Origin of the sequence: Aeromonas lacus (assembly GCF_000764665.1) — a bacterium.
Taxonomy (GTDB): domain Bacteria; phylum Pseudomonadota; class Gammaproteobacteria; order Enterobacterales; family Aeromonadaceae; genus Aeromonas; species Aeromonas lacus.
This window is the reverse complement of record NZ_JRGM01000180.1, coordinates 1-17463: the sequence shown is the minus strand read 5'-3', so window position 1 is coordinate 17463 and position 17463 is coordinate 1. Positions and strand designations below refer to the sequence as shown.

The window sequence follows — 17463 nt, the reverse complement described above, 5'->3', positions numbered from 1 at the left end:
GACGAAGTAATCATTGGGCGGCGCCCAGAATATGGCCGGCGGCCTGCCAGCCGGTGGCAACCGCGACACCTGACCCTGACCCCTCCTTGATGGGGTCATAGTTAGCCAGCACGCTGCCGGCGCCATAGAGGTTGGCGAGCGGCTTGCCATCGCGCAGCACTCTGAGCTGGTCGTCGGTCTTGACCCCGAAACCCATGAAAGGGTGGTGATCGAACAGGCGGCGACCGGCCCAGGCGTCGCGCTCCTCAAGACTCAGCACATCGGCATCGAAGATGGGTTCGCGAATGCCGCGCAGACGGGACTCCAGCCCGCGGCTAAAGAAGCTGCCGGAGGCGAGCACGAAGTTGTCCGCTTCAAACAGCTGATCATCGCCATTCTGGGTGTGTACGCCGACCACCCGATCCCCCTCGTAACGGGCGCCCAGCACCCGCTCGCTGGTGAGGAAGGTGCCGCCAAGGGCCATGAAGCGGCGCTTGAGCGCCTCCTGCATCCGCATCCCGATCAGCGATGGCGGCATGGTCGCCACCTCCTTGATGGTGCAGCCGGTACATTGCTCCAGCTCCGCCAGACGCGGGCCAACCAGCCCCAGCGACAGGCAGGCGGGTAGCACGATATGGCGGCAGTCGGGCACGCCGCTCTCCTGCACCATTCGACTGATCTCGCTGGCCAGATCGGCCACCAGATGGTGCTTGTCACACAGGCGCGCGATGTCGGCGGAGCGAAACTCATGGGGATTGCGGCTGAATTCGGCCAGCTGGGGCAGGCGGATTTCGCCGGTCAGAATGCGGCAGTGGGCGAAGCGGGGATGGGTCGCCAGATTGGCCGCCGCCAGTGCCGGATGAAAGTCGCGAAAGCCTTCCAGTGTCGCCAGCAGCAGGCTCTGTGGAATGGGGGCGTCGGTCACACAGGCGCAGGTATCGGGGGAGAGCCAGGTGCGCTTGAGGGTGCCGATGGGGGTCAGGCGCTGGTGATTGGTCTCGTGGCGCACCAGCGGCAGCCCCTGCTCGGCGCAGTGGCGCTGCAGATCGGCCAGACTCGCCTCGATATTTTGCATTCCTACTTTGCTGTAGGGGTGATCCGGATGGGCCGCCATAAAGGCGGGCAGGGCGGCGCGGGGGTCGCCCTCGCTCTCCAGCAGGTCGACCGAGCCGGAGGAGAAGTGCAGGGCACTCTGGCCGGAGGCCATCAGCAGGGTCTTCTGGCCCGCTTCCACCAGACGCAGGGCGGCCGAGAGGCCCGCCATGCCGCCGCCGATAACGATATTGTCAAACTTCATGACGGCTCTCCTTCTCAGTGGCGTGAGTGGCATTGTGCTGCCCGGGGGCGCGTGGCGCATCGGCGACCAGCTGTGGTGTGGTCCACTCGCCAAGGCCAAACAGCCCCTCGTAGATCCAGTAGGTAAACTCGGCCTCGCGCAGGGCATCACCCCACAGTACCGGGCGGGTGCCCTTGTAGCGCTCCTCGAGGAACTGGCGCAGCATGACGCAGGCCTGACGGCCGTCGGCCTTGCCGTACTCCTGCATCAGGCCGGCTGCGCGGTAGGCACAGAGCTCGCCCTGGCAGGGGCCCATGCCAAGACGGGTGCGGCGGCGCAGATCGATGAGGTTGTCGACATCCAACTCGCGCAGGGCATATTCGATTTCGCCCGCGGTGACCATCTCGCACTCGCAGATGAGGGCGTTGGCCTTGGGATTGTCGCGGAAGAATGCGATGACCCGCTCACCGTGGCGGTACTGGGCCGACCCTTCGGCAGGTACCGAGAGCCCCGGGGCGGAGACTTTCTCCGGATCTCGCGAGCCGGGCAGATTGAGCTCGGCAGTGCGGCAGGGCTTGCTGTTTCCGAGCTTTTTGGCCAGCAGATCGGTGGCCCATTCGGCCATCAGGCGGTAGGTCATCAGCTTGCCGCCGGTGATGGTGTTGAAGCCCTTGAGGCCATCGCGCTCGGCGTGATCCAGCAGCACAATGCCGCGGCTGATGTTGCGGCCGCTCTCGTCGCCATCCACCGCCACCAGCGGGCGAACCCCGGCATAGGCGCGCAGCAGGCGGGTGCGCGCCATGATGGGGGCAAGCTTGATCCCCTCGCGCAGCAGCACCTCCACCTCTTCGGGTTCGACGGTGAGCTGGTCAATCTTGTTGTAATCGATGCGGCTGGAGGTGGTGCCGATAAGGGAGATGGTATCGCCGGGTACCAGAATGTCCGCATCCGCCGGTTTGCGAGCGCGGTTGAGCACCAGCTGGTTGATACGGTAATCCATGATGAGCAGGGATCCCTTGGCCGGGAACATGCGGATGCCGAGATCGGCGTATTCGCAAATTTGCTGGCCCCAGATGCCGGCGGCGTTGATCACCTCCTGACACTCTACCTCGAATGCTTCGCCGGTGCGGGTGTTGATCGCCTTGACCCCGTGTACCCGATCCTGAGTGCGCAAGAGTCCCAGCACCTTGCAGTGGGTAAAGATGCGCGCGCCGTGCTCTTTGGCGTCCAGCACGTTGGCGGCGGCGAGGCGGAATGGATCGACCGTGCCATCCGGCACGTGGATGGCGCCAATCATCGCCGGGTTGGCGTTGGGCTCCATGCGCAGGGCTTCGCGGGGATCGAGCTGACGGGTTTCAATTCCGGCACGGGCGCAGGCATCCATAAAGGTGGTTTGGAAATTGATGTCATCTTCTGGCAGGGTGAGGAAGAGGCCGCCGGTGTCCTCGACACAATGGCTGGCAATCCGCTTGAGGATGCGGTTTTCCTGAATGCACTCGCGGGCGGACTCTTGATCCGTCACCGCGTAGCGTGCTCCCGAGTGGAGCAGGCCATGGTTGCGCCCCGTGGTGCCGGCGGCGATGTCGTCCCGTTCGAGCAGAACGCAGTTAATGCCGCGCAGTGCGCAATCGCGCATGATGCCTGCCCCGGTGGCCCCGCCGCCTATGATGACGACTTGTGTAGTTATTCTTTGCATTGGTGCCGGTCTCGCTACTCACATTGATGAGAAGTTTGACGTTAACCGTGAGTAAAATGTTTGATTTAGACCAAATAAATGAGCGTGATCGAACATTTTTGACCGTTAATGCTCAGAAGTGTGATCGGGATCGGCCTGACAATAGCCCCTTTCAGGGGGCTGAGTGGCCCATGGCGATGTTTGCAACGGCGCCAGTTTGAGTGCGAACGACCATCTGGTGGCCATTGAATTCGAGGTGCTTCAAAAAGGTTTCGCTTTGTTGCAAGCCGGCTGCGTCGAACTGCATGCCGTAGACGGGGTAGTTGTTGATTTGGCGCTGGTTGCGCACTGTGCCGGTCAGCTGGTAGGGCATCCCGCTGTTGGTGGCGGCATCGAGACGCAGCTCAAGCGAGTGGTTGAGGGGGATGGTCGGCGCCTGATGGTGGGTGCTGAAGGCGCAACCTGCCAGCGAAAAATCCACCAGATGAATGTTGAGCGGATGCTGGGCAAAGAGTGCGACCCCCTCACAGCTGATGGGGTAGCGGATCTCCTTGCGGATCTTGAACAGGGTCATGCTCTCTGGCTGGCGCATGGTGAAGAGCTGGGGCTGCTTGTTGAACTGCTCGATAAAGCCCTCGAAGCAGAGCATGGCTCCCACGCCCCGCTCGCAGATGATGGCCGCAGTGAGCCGGTAACCCGGCTGACAGTAGAGGGCGGCATCCGCCGGGGTGGTGGCGGGCAGGCTGAAATAGATGATGCGCGCCTTGTCGGCGCCGATCAGCACGGCAGGCAGGGAGCGCAGCTGACCGGTCGGAGTGATTACCTCGATCCCCACCTTGCTGGCGGGATAGAGATAATCCATGACATCGGGTCCCTGGATGGATACTCCTTTCTCCTTATTGGCCTTGATGCGATCCTTGATCGATTTGAAGGGTGACTGCTGAGTCTGTTGTGTCATGGATCATGATCCCGATGCTCCCGCGTTACAGATTCATTTAAGTAGTCAGCCTCAATTGCCGCAACACTTCTTGAACTTCTTGCCGCTGCCACAGGAACAGGGATCATTGCGCCCTATCCGGAGCGTGACGGGATCTATCTCGCCGTCGGTGTAGACCCAGCGCCCCTCATGACGTACGAAGCGGGAACGTTCATGCAGGCATTGGCGGGTCTCGCCTTCCACGAACCAGGCTTTGAACTCCACCATGCCGAGTATGTCGTCGGGGCCGCCTTGGCTGGCGATGATCTCGAGGCCATCCCATTGGGTATCGGTCTGGGAGAGCAGTTCTGCGGTCAGCTCTCCCAGATAGTCGGGGTGCCAGCTATGCACCAGATAATCCCCCAGACCCAGCACGAAGGCGCTATAGCGCGAGCGCATCAGCTGTTCTGGGGTGAGAACTGGAGCTCCGCCGTGGAGTGATCCGCAGCACAGTTCGAGAGAAAGGTTGGAACCGCAAGGGCAAAGAGTCATGTTTTTCGCTAATTGGCCGATTTATTTTAAGGGAATTGTAACGAAAGCGAGCCGCGAACTGCCAGCACCTATACTGATGATTGGGCAAGGAATTCCAATAAAAACAGCTGCAAGGATGTGAAAAATGACGTTAAAGCAGAAAATCCTGTTACTCGGAGCGCTCCCCGTGCTGCTGATGGCACTGGCGGTCAATCTCAGCAACTACATGCTCTCCAGAAGCGATCTGGAGTCTGATCTGGTGGTGGCGCGGGAGAAGGCGATCAAGGATCGCAAGGCGCTGCTCAGCAGTTACATCATGATGGCCCAGACGGCCATCAACGCTGTCTACTCCTTGCCTGATTCACCGGAGAATCGGCAAAAGGTCAAAGAGTTGCTCAGACCGCTGCGCTACAGCAGCGACGGTTACTTCTTTGTCTATGACTTTGAGGGCAACACCATATTGCTGCCGGTTCGCACCGAACTGGAGGGCAAAAATCGCTGGAATGACAAGGATGCCAAGGGCAAGTTCCTTATTCAGGAGATCCTCAAATCGGCCCGTCAGGGAGATGGCTTTACCGAATACTGGACGGCCAAGCCCTCCATCGGCCGTGATGCGCCCAAGCTGGCCTTTACCCTGGTGCTGGACAAATACCAGTGGATCATAGGGACCGGCTTTTATATCGATGACATCGACAACGAACTGGCCACCCTGCGTGCCGAGCGGGAGAGCAAGATGAACAGCTCGCTGCAGGTCGGGGTGCTGGTGATCCTGGTGATTTTGGGCGTCACTCTGGTGGCAACCGTTATCGTCGGCAACCGGGTCAGCAAACCGCTGGCAGATGCGGTGCTGGCATTGAACGATATCGCCAACGGCGAGGGGGATCTGACCCAGCGCCTCAAGGTGCAGAGCAAGGATGAGATTGGTCAGCTGGCCAGCGCCTTCAACCGCTTCGTCGAGCGGATCCAGTCGGTGGTGAGTCAGGTCGGGGAGACCAGCAACCACCTCTTCAGCGCCGTCGACAAGCTGCATCACCTGAGCGAGCACTACGACCAGCAGATGCACGGTCATAGCCGGGAGACCGATCAGGTGGTCACCGCAGTGACCGAGATGAGCTCGACCGCGCAGGAAGTGGCGGCCAGCGCCTCCAATGCCGCCAGTGCTACCAGCGATGCGGCCCGCGAATCCGACGCGGCGCGCGGCGTGGTGAGCACCGCCATCAACAGCATCAACCGGCTGGTGGGCGAGGTACATACCGCTTCCGGTGTTATCGAGCAGCTGGCGCAGGAGACCGGCAAGATCGGTTCTGTGGTGGAGGTCATTCGCGGCATCGCCGAGCAGACCAACCTGCTGGCGCTGAACGCGGCCATCGAAGCGGCCCGTGCCGGTGAGCAGGGCCGCGGCTTTGCGGTGGTGGCAGACGAGGTGCGATCCCTTGCCGGCCGTACCCAGCAGAGCACCAAGGAGATCAACGAGATGCTCCAGCGTCTGCAGGGCGGGGTGAAGCAGGCAGTGGATGTAATGCAGGCGAGCGAGGAGCGCAGTCAGGAGACAGTGCAGGAGGCGAGCCATATCGCCAGCTCCCTCGACAGCATGGTGATGGCGGTCAGCACCATCAACGACATGAACATCCAGATCGCTACGGCCGCCGAGGAGCAGCACGCGGTCTCCGAGGAGATCAACAAGAATCTGGTGGCCATCCAGCAGATTGTCAGCGAGCTGACCAGCGCGGCGGTCGAGTCCAACAGCACCACCCGCGATCTGGCCAATACCGGTGACAAATTGCGCAAACTGGTCTCCCAGTTCCGCTATTGACCCTGCCTTGTCAGGTGACGAGTGCCACAAGATGCGGTCTGAACCCCGGTTCAGGCCGCACTTTATTTGGGGATTGACCAATAATGTGTGAAAATTGCCGCCCTCTGTGTCTGCGTTTGCCCCATAGCCTATGAATGAGATCGTGAAAGGTAGTATCGACTTGATCCGCCAGCTCAACTACGGCCTGGTTTATGCCAGCCTGGAAGAGCACAAGGAGTTGTCGCGCACCGATCTCTCCCGCTTGACTGGTCTCTCTCCCGCCAGCATTACCAAGATCACCCGCGAGCTGCTCGACAGCGGGCTGGTGGTCACCTGTGGTGAAAGCTCGGTGGGGCGTGGCCGTCGCCAGACCTTGCTGCGCATCAACGAGCGCCGCTTCCAGTTTCTCTCCATGCGTCTGGGGCGTGGTTATGTAGACATGGCGCTGTTCGACTTCACCGGTCGTTCGCTGGCGCGCCATCGCCATATTTTTACCGAGGCAGAGCGCGGCGAACTGCTGGATAGCCTGGTTCACGCCATTCGCAGCTTCTTGCCGAAAAAGGCCCTCAACCTTGCCTGCATCGCCCTTTGTTTGCCGGGACAGGTAGAGCGGCACTCCGGCATGGTCAAACACTTCCCCTTCTACGATCTGCGCAACTGGCCGCTGGGGCCAACCCTGCAGGAGGCCTTTGCGGTGCCGGTGCTGGTGAGCGGCGACGTGCGCACCTGGATCCAGGCCGAGCGCGAGTGGGGAGCCGCCAAGAATTGCGCTGATGCGGTGCTGGTGTTCGTTCACAACGACATCGGGGTCGGCATGGTGGTCAATGGCCAGCTTATCGAGAGCGAGAATGCGCTGCTCGGCGATCTCAGCCATTTGCAGCTCGAACCCTATGGCCAGCGCTGCTACTGTGGCGGCTTTGGCTGCGCCTGCACGCTAGTGACTAATCAGGCGCTGGAGGCGCAATACCGGGATCTGCGCGAGCGGATGCAGGAGCACGATCTGCCGGAGAGTGTCACCATTCGCGAGCTGTGCGAGCTGGCGCTGGCGGGCAACAGCCTCTGTCAGGACATTCTCCATCAGGCGGCGGGGCGCCTGTCGCGGGTGCTCTCCAACCTCATCTGTCTGCTCAATCCGGGCAAGCTGCTGCTGGGGGGTGAAATCACCCGTGCCGATCGGCTGCTGTTCCCCATGTTGCATCAGTCGCTGGCGAGCCAGTTGCCGGCCGAGTATCTGGTGCGGCTGCAGATCGAATCCACCCACTTCTACGAAGATCCCACCAAGCCCACCTCGGTGCAGGTGCACAAGGCGCTGCGCGACGGCAGCCTGTTGCTGGAGCTGCTGCGCACCTGTCAGGAGTCCTGAGCCCTTTTTGCGGGACGTGTGAATTGGCGAAAGGGGCAGTGAATGCTGTTCCATCGCCGCGCAACTGGGTACAATTCAGCCCCTTTGTGGCGGGCCGCTGGCACCGTCGTTGATGATCTCCCTCTGTTTGTGACGCAAGATGAAGCCTGTTCCTGATCACGCCGTCAACCGCCTGCGGGCCTGGCGCAAGAGTATCTCTACCCGACCGTTTCTCGCCCGTGGCGGCACGTTGGCTCGTTGTCCAGCCTGCCAGCTGCGCGAGGATTGGTGTGCCTGCGAGTGGCGCCCCGAGCTCAAAGCGGAGGCGGGCTTTTGCCTGCTGATGTACGACAGCGAGCCTATGAAACCCTCCAACACCGGCCGTCTCATCGCCGATGTGTTGCCGGATAGCACCTGGGCCTTTCTCTGGTCGCGCACCGAGCCCCATCCCGAGTTGCTGGCCTTGCTGGCCGATCCCACGTGGCAACCCTATGTGGTCTTTCCTGCCTGTGAAAAGGAGCCGGCCCGTTTGACCGGCGAGGTTGTGCTGGCGCCCGGCAAGAAGCCGCTCTTTATCCTGCTCGACGGCACCTGGCCCGAGGCGCGCAAGATGTTCAACAAGAGCCCCTATCTCGACGGTTTTCCGGTGCTGGCGATCAAGCCCGATGCGCTCTCCACCTACGGCATGCGGGTCGCCAACAGCGAGGAGCACCTCTGCACCGCCGAGGTGGCGGCCTGTGTGCTGGAAGTGGCCGGGGAGCTCAAGGCCGGGCAGGCGCTACAGCACTGGTTCAATCTGTTCAGCCGCCGCTACATGGCTGGTCGGGTCAGCCGTTTCCCCGGTGATGACGAGGCGCCGCTGCTGGCGGCCCTGAGCGCCATCAAGGGATCGGAAGCGGAGTCACCGGCGCCACAAAGCGCCGCCTGAGCCGAGGGGCGGGGGCGCGAGAGCCCAAATTAGTGAAAATCAGGAATCAATTGGCTGCCACTGTTTCGTTAGATTCATGGACTTTGGCCCGTTAGGATAACCGGCAGTCAGTGCAGCCCCTCTGCCCGGCGTGTTTATTCTCCCCCCGGTTGCCCTTGTGTCGGGCAACCCAATCCCGTGAGGTCTATGGATGGAATTGGAACTGGTTACCCTGTTTGCCCTGTTTGGCGTGGCGCTCATCGCCGGCTTTATCGATGCCATCGCCGGTGGCGGCGGCCTATTGACGGTACCGGCCCTGCTGGCCACCGGCATGCCCCCCGCACTGGTGCTCGGCACCAACAAGCTGCAGAGCAGTTTCGGCTCCTTCTCCGCCACCTGGTTCTATGCCCGCAGAGGATTGCTGGAGTGGGCCATGATCTGGCCTGCGGTGATCTGCACCTTTATCGGTGCGGCGGTGGGCACCCTGGCGGTACAGACAATCGACGCCGCCGTGCTGGAGCGTTTGCTCCCCTTCCTGCTGATGGCCTTTGCCTGCTACTTCTTCTTCTCGCCGCGGGTGAGCGATGCCGAGAGTTCCCGCCGCCTGACCCCCATGCTGTTTGCGCTGCTGGTGGGGGGCGGGGTCGGCTTCTATGACGGCTTCTTCGGGCCGGGGACCGGTTCATTCTTTGCCATCGGTTTTGTGGCGCTTGCTGGTTTTGGCATGGCGCGGGCCACCGCCCATACCAAGCTACTCAACTTCACCTCCAACATCGCCTCCCTGCTGTTCTTTGCTCTCGGTGGCAAGGTGGTGTGGAGCGTCGGTTTCTGCATGGCGCTGGGACAATTCGTGGGCGCCCGTTTTGGCTCCAAGATGGTGCTGCAAAAAGGGGTGAAGCTGATCAAGCCGCTGCTGGTGACCGTCTCCCTGCTGATGTCCGCCAAGCTGGTGTGGAGTCAGTATCCCGAGCTGTTTGCCTGGATCTGATGTGTGCTTTGCTTGCCGCATCGCAATTGTTAACGGGGCCCTCGGGCCCCGTTGTCATATCTGCGGCTTTGCAGCGCTAGCGCGGTGTGTCGCTGTAATGGCTGAAGTGTTTGCGCAAGGCATTGACCAGTTTGGCAATTCGCTCGCGCTTGAGACTGTTTGGCCGATAGACCAGATGCAGCGGGCGGGCGAGTGTCGGCAGCAGGCGGGCCGTTTCTCCCTGCTCCCCCACCAGCGCCAGCAGACCGGCAGGCAGCAGCACCGGGCCGATACCGGCCTTGGCCAGCTCGATCAGCGCCAGATAGGAGTCGAGCTCCATGGCGGGCTCCAGGCCGAGGGCGGCGAGGGGCTCGCGCAGATAGCGATTGGCAGGGTTCTCCAGATCCATGGTGAGGATCTTGCGCCCACCGCCCTGAGCGGCAGGGGGCAGGCTCTGCTGCGCCTCTCCCACCAGATAGAAGGGCTCCTCCAGCAGCAGCTCGGCGCCAAGGCCATGGCCGGGCGGGAGGCGACCGGCGCAGATGCCGAGCAGGGCATCGCCGCTGCGCACCCGCGCCAGAATGACCGGGGTGTGGTGGGTGGAGAGGGCGAGATGCGGGTCGCGGCCAAGGTAGCCGCGCATGAAGTGGGCGAGATAACCGGCCAGCAGGGTCTCGGAGCAGGCGATGGGGAGGGGACTGTGATCGGCCAGATCCTGGCTGTCGGCCAGCACCCCCTTCATCTCGGCCAGGCTCGGCGCTACCCGCTCCAGCAGCTCCAGCGCCTGCGGGGTGAGGCGGATCTGGCGCCCCTCCGGCTCGATTAGCTTCTTGCCAAGGCGCTGCTCCAGCTGGGCAATGCGCTTGCTCACCGCCGACTGGCTGATATAGAGGCGGCTGGCCACCTTGGCCATGGTTCCTTCACTTGCCAGCAGGCTCAGCGTCTCCAGCCCTTCCAGTAACATCTCGCCCCCTTGCCATCTGCAGATTGGATCTGCGTTACCTTAGGGGCTGGTCGCTTCAGGAGCAAGTGTCGTTTACCGCCTTGAACGGGCCAATGCGCCAGCTCTTCAAGGGCGGTGTGAAGATCACCAGATTGCCGATGAGGCTGATCACCACCCCGACCACCGACACCGGCTGCCAGACAAATCCCTCATAGAAGGTCGAAAGGGTGAGCGCTACCAGCGGAAAGAGCACGGTCGCGTAGGAGGCCTTGCTGGCCCCGATGCGCCCCACCAGGGTCAGGTAGGCGGTAAAGGCGATAACCGAGCCAAACAGGGCGAGGTAGACCATGGCCGCCAGATAGTGGCTGTCGGTCGGCACCACCAGCTGCTGACCGAGCAATGTGACCCAGCCCAGCAACAGCACGACGCCGTAAACCATGCCCCAGGGCACCATCTGCAACACATGGTAGCCGTGGCGCTGGCCGCGGGCCGAGACCAGATTGCCCAGCGAAAAACAGAGGGTGCCGCCACAGGCGAACAGCAATCCCTTCCAGCCGTTTGCACCCAGTTGCGCATCTGCCAGTACCGGCCAGAACAGCAGCAGGGTGCCAAAGAGCCCCAGTAGCGACCCTTGCAGCCAACGCAGGCCCGGTCGTTTGCCCTCGAACAGCCAGATGTTGAGGCCATTGAAGATGCTGGCACTGGCGAAGATCACCGCCGACATGCCGCTCGGGATATAGCGGGTGGCGTGGTAGAAACAGAGAAAGTTGGTGGAAAAGAGCAGGGCGCCGAGCAGCGCCGCATAGCGCTGGCCATGCCACGGCAGGCGCGGAAAGCGGCCGCTGGCGGTGAGCAGGACAAACAGCGCCACCGCCGCCAGCAGGAAGCGATAGAGCACCGACACTTCGATGGGAATGGGGCCAAGCTGCCAGGCGATGGCGATCCAGGTGCTACCCCAGATAAGGACGGTGGCGAGATAGAGCAGAAGGTTCATCGGTTGTTCCAAAAGTCAGGAGGTTTGTATTCCAGCATGGGGTGGGCAGGGGCTTGCTGGCTTGCACCATCTTGCGGTTTTTGTTTGTGGGCCGCTGTCATCCGGGGCGTCAGTCGGTAAGATGAGCGGACGGCAGGATGGGCTTGCCGGGATCGTCAGGGAGAAGCAGGGTCAGATGAAAACGGCAGGGGTATTCGACGCACTGGTCAGCACCGGCGCCCGGCTGGAGGACTCCTGCTGGCTGGAGCCGGGGCTTGGCGTCGCCAGCTGGCGCAACTGCTACGATCAGACCCGCTACCACAAGCCGGGCCACCACACCCTGAGCGTCTATCTGCAGGGGGGCGAGCAGACCGAGCGGCTCGACGGGCCGGGCGGTTGTGGTGGCACCGGCAAGGTGTGCATCATGCCGGATCACCACAGATCCGAATGGCTGGTGCGCGAGGAGTTTCGCTTCTTCCACCTCTACTTCACCCCGGCCCACCTGACCCGCATCGCCGAGGAGGTGTGCGACCGCGAGGGGCGCCACCTGCAACTGCTGGACAAGACCTTTATCGACGATCCGAAGGCGGCATTGTTGGTGCAGAGTCAGCTGATGCAGCTTGAGTGGCAGCACGGCATCGACCGACTGGCGCTCTCTCACGGCGCCTGGATGCTGATCCTCCACGCCTATCGCCACCATACCGAGGCGGCGCCTGCACTGCCGACGGTACGTGGCGGGCTGGCTCCAGTGGCGATCCGGCGGGTGCAGGAGTACCTCCATGCTCATCTGGCCGAACCGGTGACGCTGGCCCAGCTGGCGCAGCAGGCGGGTCTGAGCGAGTATCACTTCGCCCGCATGTTCAGTCAGAGCCTGGGCTGCCCGCCCCACCGCTACCTGCTGGAGCTGCGCCTCAAGCGGGCCAAGCAGCTGCTGGCGGGGAGTGAGCCGCTGGCGACGATCGCCAGCCAGTGCGGTTTCTCCTCCCAAGCTCACTTTGGCAACCGCTTTCGCGAGGCGTTTGGCCTGACGCCGGGGCAGTGGCGTGCCCGGCTGTCATCCTCCTGTCACAGTTAACCGCGAGACTCAATGCGTTCCGGTGAGTTCGCTCACCCCGTCATTTCGCAGTGCCACAAACAGGAGCCGCCATTGAATCATCGCAAGCGCCAGATCCGTACCCGCCACCTCTGGTTCAACCACTGGAATGCCCCGCAGGGGCGCCTGACAGAGCCAACCCCGCCCGAACCTGCCATTCCTCACAGTTCCCGCTGAAAAAGGGCGCTGCCAGATAGGATTTTTCCGGCAACTTTGCCACTATTGCTCCATCAGAGTGACGTGGACATGGCTGGATGTATCTGGAACGTATTGAAGTTAAAGGATTTCGCGGCATCAATCGGTTGTCGCTCGGGCTTGACCATACCACAGTGCTGATCGGTGAAAACACCTGGGGGAAATCGAGCCTGCTGCGCGCCCTCTGGTGTCTGCTGGGGCAAAATGCCGAGCCCTATCAGTTTGGCGTCGAGGATTTCCACCGGCCGGAAGATCCCGAGCTCGCCCCGGCGCGCCATTTGCAACTGGTGCTCACCTTCTGTGAACACAGGCCCCAGATGTGCCAGCACTCCCGCCGTCTGGCGCGGCTTTGCCCTGCCTGGGTACTGCACAAGGACAAGTTCAACCGTATTCACTACCGCGCCAGTGCCGAGCTGCTGGAGGATGGCACGGTCGCGACCCTGCACGACTTTCTCGACGGGGTGGGCAAGAGCCTGCCTATCGCCAATGCTCACGAGCTGGTCTGCATGCTCATCACCATGAACCCGGTCTTTCGCCTGCGCGATGCCCGCACCGCCCGCAACGGGGTGGAGACGCTGCAGTGGGGCGATCTCTCCGAGCATCGCCTGAACGAGTTGGCCGACAAGCTCATCGACGAGCCCCAGCGCATTGGCGAGCCCGAGCTCAAGGAGGCGTTGCAGGCGGTGCGCCAGCTGATGGATCACTACTTCAACGCGCTGGCACCCATCAAGAACAAGCCGCGCAGCCAGCGTGACATCATCAATCGCCCCATGACATTGCGCAATCCGGGCAACCTGCACACCCTGTTGCGTCAGGCGGATAATCGCGCCCTGCAGCTGGCGATGGCGGGGATGGCGGCGACCCTGCTGCAGGCGCGTGGCAACCGTGAGCTGGAGGAGGGGGCTCGTCCCATCATGATCCTCGAAGATCCCGAAAGCCGGCTTCATCCGACCATGCTGGCGCTGGCGTGGGGGCTGCTGGAGCAGTTGCCGGGCCAGAAGCTGCTCACCACCAACTCGGGGGACTTGCTCTCCTCCTTGCCGCTCAATCAGGTGCGCCGGCTGGTGCGGCGCCAGCAGGATATCCTCTGCCACCAGCTGGGTGGCGAGCGCTACAGCAGCGACGATCTGCGCAAGATTGCCTTCCATGTGCGGATCAACCGTCCCATGTCGCTGTTTGCCCGTTGCTGGCTGCTGGTGGAGGGGGAGACCGAGATCTGGCTGCTCTCGGAGCTGGCCCAGATCTGTGGCTACAGCCTGCGGGCCGAGGGGGTGCGGATCATCGAGTTTGCCCAGTGTGGCCAGTCGCCGCTGATCAAGGTGGCACGCGACTTTGGCATCGAGTGGCACCTGCTGGCCGATGGCGACGAGGCGGGGGTCAAGTATGCCGCTTCGGCTCGCGGTCAGCTAAAAGGCGACAGGGAGCGGGATCGGCTGACCCAGCTGCCTGCGGTCGACATCGAGCACTACCTCTACAACAACGGCTTTGAGGGGGTGTTCCGGCGCGAAGCCGGTGTCGGTGGCCGCGCCATGTGGAGTGCCAGCCATATCATCAACAAGGCGATCCATCATCGCAGCAAGCCGGGCATGGCGCTGGCGGTGGTCGAAGAGGCGGAGCGGCTCGGCGCCGAACACATACCGCCGGTGATCCGCCAGATGTTTGCCCGGGTAGTGGCGCTGGCCCGCGGTCAGCGTTAAGGCCGCCACTTGTGATGTCAGGCGTTGGGGATGGCGCCGGGTTTGGGTATACTCGGCCCCTCTCTGGCGCCACCACGGCGCATTTCGACACCCTTTGCTGGAGGCGCCATGTTCGTCCAACTCCCTTTCTGGCTTTTTCCCCTGACCGGCCTGATGGCGCTGGGAGCGCTTGTTGTCCTTGGCATCGTGCTCTGGCGCGGTGATCTCTGCCCGGGCCAGCGCTCGCGTATCAGCCAGCAACTCTTCTCCATCTGGGTCATTACCGCCCTCTCGCTGATGCTGGCGGTAGAGGCCAAGGCGGCCAGCTGGCTGATCTGGAGCGGCGGCGCGGCGCTGGTGCTGGGCGTGGGTCTTTCGCTCGCCCAGTCACGGCTGGAGGGGAAACGTTTCATCCCATCTTCCCTGCTCTGGCTACCGGCGTTGCCGCTGGCAGTTTATGGTGTGGGCCTACTGCAACTGCAGGGCTGGGTGAGTGGTCTGCTGCAGATGGCAATGCTGGGTGCGGCCTTTGCCCACCTGATGCTGCTGCGGGCACGTCACCGCTTGCAGGCATTCAATACCCTGCTGCCACTGGCCGGTCTGGTTGGTGCCATGGCCAGCCTGATCTGGCTGGGCGTGCTGGTGGGCTGGCAAGGGGGTGAGGCCAATCTCGATGCCCTGATCCCGGCGGTGGTGACTCAGGCTGTATTGCTGGTGGCCTCCCTGCTGCTCTGGTTCAGCCCGCTCTATCTGCAGCGTGACACTGCGCCGGTTGTGGTTTCAACTTCGTTGTGTGGTCTGCTCATCGCCCAGATCGCCGCCACCAGCGTGCTCCATCAGCTGGTGTGACGCAGGCAAGCAAGCCCTGAAAAAGAGAAAGCCCCCGGATATGAGCCGGGGGCTTTTTGTTTGCGGGAGGGGGCATCAGTAGAAGTCGTCGGCCCCGCAGATAAAGAGGCAACTGCTGCGCGGCTGGGCCAGATATTCGCGGGTCAGTCCCTCCAGAGGCATGCCGAAGGTGCAGATATCCTGCGGCGAGGGGAGGGCGGTATCGAGGATCCGTCGCCAGTAGCCACCGACACCCTTGGGGGGGCTAGGCAGGTTGAAGGTGAGGGGCTCCCAGTAGGCGTTGAACAGCACGTAGAGTGCCAGCCGGGTTTCGCTCGAGAGGGCTGACATGGCGATGGCGTGGGAATGGGGGCTGAAGTCAGGCTGCATGGCGTTGACGCCGTGCCAGCAGATCTCGCTGTGGCGCAGGATTTCGGTGAGCGACAGCGGCATGCTCTCCTGCTCGGGGCGCTGGAACAGGTGCTTGCGATACTGGATCAGCTCCTTCATGAAGCGGAACATCTCCTGACTGCGGGCGTTGGGTTGCCAATCCATCCAGCAGGTCGGGTTATCCTGACAGTAGCCATTGTTGTTGCCATGCTGGGTGCGCAGCAGTTCATCGCCCATCAGCAGCATGGGGGAGCCCACCGAGAGCAGGGTGGCTACCATCATGTTCTTGGCCTGACGCATGCGCAGGGCGTTGATCTGGGGATCTTCCGTTACCCCTTCGTGGCCGTGGTTCCAGCTGAAGTTGTGATCGCAGCCATCGCGGTTCTGCTCGCCGTTGGCTTCGTTGTGCTTGTGGTTGTAGCTGGCCCAGTCCCACAGGGTAAAGCCGTCGTGGCAGGTGACGAAGTTGATGCTCTTCTCGGGGTCGGCATGGTGATAGTGGTAGATATCGGGGCTGCCGCAGAGTCGCTCGACAAAGGCAGTCACGCTGTTATCGTCCCCTCTCAGAAAACGGCGCACATCGTCGCGGAACTGACCGTTCCATTCACGCCAGCGCGCGCCGGCGAGTGATCCTACCTGATAGAGTCCCCCCGCATCCCAGGCTTCGGCGATGAGCTTGATGTCGGCGATGTTGGGATCTGTATCTATGGTGCGCAGGGTGGGGGCGTTGGCCTGAGGCTGGCCCGATTCATCCCGCGACAAAATGGCGGCCAGATCAAACCGGAAGCCGTCGACGTGCATCTCCTGCCGCCAGAAGTGCAGGCTGTCCATGATCATCCGCAGCACTACCGGGTGGGCGCCGTTGAAGGTGTTGCCGCAGCCCGAGTAGTTGGTGTCCTGCTGGTTGTTGTCGAGGATGTAGTAGGCCTCGTTGTCGATGCCGCGAAACGAGAAGGTAGGGCCATCGTTACCCCCTTCTGCCGTGTGGTTGTAGACCACATCGAGGATCACCTCGATATTGGCTTTGTGCAGTGCCTTGACCATGTCGCGAAACTCGGTCAGCGGATCGTCCCCGCAGGCGTACTGGGCGTGGGGAGCAAAAAAGGACATGGGGCTGTAACCCCAGTAGTTGGAGAGCCCTTTGGGCGAATCCTGCGGATCAAACTGGAACACCGGTAGCAACTCGACGGCGGTGACACCGAGAGATTGCAGATAGGGGATCTTCTCGATGAGACCCAGGTAGGTGCCACGCAGTTCAGGTGCAACCCCGGAGCTTGGCGAGTTGGTAAAGCCCCCCAAATGGAGCTCATAGATCACTGAACGGGAGAGGGAGTGGGCCGGCAGTTTGTCACCCTCCCAGTTATAGTGGCGGGTATCAACCACCCGGTTCTTGGCACAGCAGGCAATGTTGCTGCCCGGGAGTGCCGCAGCCCAGCGATCGTAGTTGGGTCCGAGTTCTATGCTGCGGCCATAGGGATCGAGCAGCACCTTTTCCCCATCGAAGCGGGTACCGCAATAGGGGCGCCATGGGCCCTGAATGCGATAGGCATAACGCTGCCCGATGGGCAGACCTTCAATATGGATATGCCAGTAATAGGCGGTACGGTTGAAACGGGGCGAGAGCGGGATCACTTCCGGGGTGCAGTCTTCTGCACTGGAGAAGAGCAGGAGTTCTACCCGGCTGGCCAGGCGTGCCCAGATCGCGAAGTTGACGCCGTGACTGTCGGGTGTAGCCCCCAACTGACGGCAATGTCCGGCGGAGATGCGCATATCATACCTACCCAAAATGAGGAGTGTTCAGCTTATTGAGTGTAGTGCCGGATGCCTTCCCTAGATCCGTTTGCCTGAAAAAACAGCATGATGCTGATAAAGACCGCACTCTTTGTCGTATAAATCTACGAATAAACTTTTTTTGATATATTTACTTGCAATCTGTGCGCCGGCGCCTATTATTGGCCACCTCGGACGCGGGGTGGAGCA

At 62.0% G+C, this 17463-nt stretch carries 15 protein-coding genes; 8 read left to right on the top strand and 7 right to left on the bottom strand.

All coding sequences use genetic code 11. From position 1 onward, the window contains the following. Window positions 1-10: 10 nt before the first annotated feature. The 4 genes from glpB to LG31_RS0119750 all read right to left on the bottom strand — a co-directional run bounded on the left by glpB (window position 11) and on the right by LG31_RS0119750 (window position 4398). A complete protein-coding gene (gene glpB, locus LG31_RS0119765; protein ID WP_033116118.1) occupies window positions 11-1276 on the bottom strand; it encodes a glycerol-3-phosphate dehydrogenase subunit GlpB in 1266 nt (421 codons plus the stop codon). After that, a complete protein-coding gene (gene glpA / locus LG31_RS0119760; protein ID WP_033116117.1) occupies window positions 1266-2951 on the bottom strand; it encodes an anaerobic glycerol-3-phosphate dehydrogenase subunit A in 1686 nt (561 codons plus the stop codon). Before glpA ends, glpB begins: the two co-directional genes overlap by 11 nt. 151 nt (window positions 2952-3102) lie before the next feature. Next, a complete protein-coding gene (locus tag LG31_RS0119755; protein ID WP_033116116.1) occupies window positions 3103-3888 on the bottom strand; it encodes a PilZ domain-containing protein in 786 nt (261 codons plus the stop codon). A 51-nt stretch (window positions 3889-3939) separates the two neighbouring features. Then, window positions 3940-4398 carry a YchJ family protein gene (locus LG31_RS0119750; protein WP_084059667.1) on the bottom strand — a complete coding sequence of 153 codons (459 nt, stop codon included), beginning with the start codon at window positions 4396-4398 and terminating at the stop codon, window positions 3940-3942. 124 nt (window positions 4399-4522) lie between these two features. Here LG31_RS0119750 and LG31_RS0119745 point away from each other — a divergent pair, with 124 nt between their 5' ends. From LG31_RS0119745 to LG31_RS0119730, 4 genes are all read left to right on the top strand, one after another. After that, window positions 4523-6190, top strand: a complete 1668-nt coding sequence (locus tag LG31_RS0119745; RefSeq protein ID WP_033116114.1) for a methyl-accepting chemotaxis protein — start codon at window positions 4523-4525, stop codon at window positions 6188-6190. Window positions 6191-6320: 130 nt separating this feature from the next. Then, the gene (locus tag LG31_RS0119740; RefSeq protein WP_033116113.1) at window positions 6321-7532 is read left to right on the top strand and encodes an ROK family transcriptional regulator; all 1212 of its coding nucleotides are present in this window, start codon (window positions 6321-6323) and stop codon (window positions 7530-7532) included. Between the two features lie 139 nt (window positions 7533-7671). Continuing rightward, entirely contained in the window at window positions 7672-8439 is a 768-nt protein-coding gene (locus LG31_RS0119735) for a tRNA-uridine aminocarboxypropyltransferase (protein ID WP_033116112.1), read from the top strand. Window positions 8440-8629: 190 nt separating this feature from the next. Beyond that, complete coding sequence (locus tag LG31_RS0119730) at window positions 8630-9406, top strand: TSUP family transporter (protein ID WP_033116111.1); 777 nt, start codon at window positions 8630-8632, stop codon at window positions 9404-9406. A 76-nt stretch (window positions 9407-9482) separates the two neighbouring features. Here the strand turns inward: LG31_RS0119730 and LG31_RS0119725 are convergent, their stop codons facing one another. Both LG31_RS0119725 and LG31_RS0119720 read right to left on the bottom strand, forming a co-directional pair. Beyond that, window positions 9483-10349, bottom strand: a complete 867-nt coding sequence (locus LG31_RS0119725; protein WP_033116110.1) for a LysR family transcriptional regulator — start codon at window positions 10347-10349, stop codon at window positions 9483-9485. Between the two features lie 55 nt (window positions 10350-10404). Next, on the bottom strand, window positions 10405-11322 hold the full coding sequence (locus tag LG31_RS0119720) for a DMT family transporter (RefSeq protein ID WP_033116109.1): 918 nt from the start codon (window positions 11320-11322) through the stop codon (window positions 10405-10407). Between the two features lie 175 nt (window positions 11323-11497). Here LG31_RS0119720 and LG31_RS0119715 point away from each other — a divergent pair, with 175 nt between their 5' ends. The 4 genes from LG31_RS0119715 (at window position 11498) to LG31_RS0119705 (ending at window position 15114) form a co-directional block, all read left to right on the top strand. After that, the gene (locus tag LG31_RS0119715) at window positions 11498-12376 is read left to right on the top strand and encodes a helix-turn-helix domain-containing protein (protein ID WP_033116108.1); all 879 of its coding nucleotides are present in this window, start codon (window positions 11498-11500) and stop codon (window positions 12374-12376) included. A gap of 72 nt (window positions 12377-12448) precedes the next feature. After that, a complete protein-coding gene (locus tag LG31_RS21780) occupies window positions 12449-12571 on the top strand; it encodes a hypothetical protein (protein WP_255933577.1) in 123 nt (40 codons plus the stop codon). Between the two features lie 77 nt (window positions 12572-12648). Beyond that, complete coding sequence (locus LG31_RS0119710) at window positions 12649-14286, top strand: ATP-dependent endonuclease (RefSeq protein WP_033116107.1); 1638 nt, start codon at window positions 12649-12651, stop codon at window positions 14284-14286. A 108-nt stretch (window positions 14287-14394) separates the two neighbouring features. Further along, on the top strand, window positions 14395-15114 hold the full coding sequence (locus LG31_RS0119705; RefSeq protein WP_033116106.1) for a hypothetical protein: 720 nt from the start codon (window positions 14395-14397) through the stop codon (window positions 15112-15114). A gap of 75 nt (window positions 15115-15189) precedes the next feature. On the opposite strand, the gene glgX is transcribed toward LG31_RS0119705, so the two are convergent. Then, a complete protein-coding gene (gene glgX / locus LG31_RS0119700; RefSeq protein ID WP_033116105.1) occupies window positions 15190-17253 on the bottom strand; it encodes a glycogen debranching protein GlgX in 2064 nt (687 codons plus the stop codon). Window positions 17254-17463: the final 210 nt, after the last annotated feature.

Coding starts and splice junctions, on each gene's coding strand:
- glpB (WP_033116118.1), bottom strand. CDS start 1,276: ATGAAGTTTGACAATATCGTTATCGGCGGCGGCATGGCGGGCCTCTCG.
- glpA (WP_033116117.1), bottom strand. CDS start 2,951: ATGCAAAGAATAACTACACAAGTCGTCATCATAGGCGGCGGGGCCACC.
- LG31_RS0119755 (WP_033116116.1), bottom strand. CDS start 3,888: ATGACACAACAGACTCAGCAGTCACCCTTCAAATCGATCAAGGATCGC.
- LG31_RS0119750 (WP_084059667.1), bottom strand. CDS start 4,398: ATGACTCTTTGCCCTTGCGGTTCCAACCTTTCTCTCGAACTGTGCTGC.
- LG31_RS0119745 (WP_033116114.1), top strand. CDS start 4,523: ATGACGTTAAAGCAGAAAATCCTGTTACTCGGAGCGCTCCCCGTGCTG.
- LG31_RS0119740 (WP_033116113.1), top strand. CDS start 6,321: ATGAATGAGATCGTGAAAGGTAGTATCGACTTGATCCGCCAGCTCAAC.
- LG31_RS0119735 (WP_033116112.1), top strand. CDS start 7,672: ATGAAGCCTGTTCCTGATCACGCCGTCAACCGCCTGCGGGCCTGGCGC.
- LG31_RS0119730 (WP_033116111.1), top strand. CDS start 8,630: ATGGAATTGGAACTGGTTACCCTGTTTGCCCTGTTTGGCGTGGCGCTC.
- LG31_RS0119725 (WP_033116110.1), bottom strand. CDS start 10,349: ATGTTACTGGAAGGGCTGGAGACGCTGAGCCTGCTGGCAAGTGAAGGA.
- LG31_RS0119720 (WP_033116109.1), bottom strand. CDS start 11,322: ATGAACCTTCTGCTCTATCTCGCCACCGTCCTTATCTGGGGTAGCACC.
- LG31_RS0119715 (WP_033116108.1), top strand. CDS start 11,498: ATGAAAACGGCAGGGGTATTCGACGCACTGGTCAGCACCGGCGCCCGG.
- LG31_RS0119710 (WP_033116107.1), top strand. CDS start 12,649: ATGTATCTGGAACGTATTGAAGTTAAAGGATTTCGCGGCATCAATCGG.
- LG31_RS0119705 (WP_033116106.1), top strand. CDS start 14,395: ATGTTCGTCCAACTCCCTTTCTGGCTTTTTCCCCTGACCGGCCTGATG.
- glgX (WP_033116105.1), bottom strand. CDS start 17,253: ATGCGCATCTCCGCCGGACATTGCCGTCAGTTGGGGGCTACACCCGAC.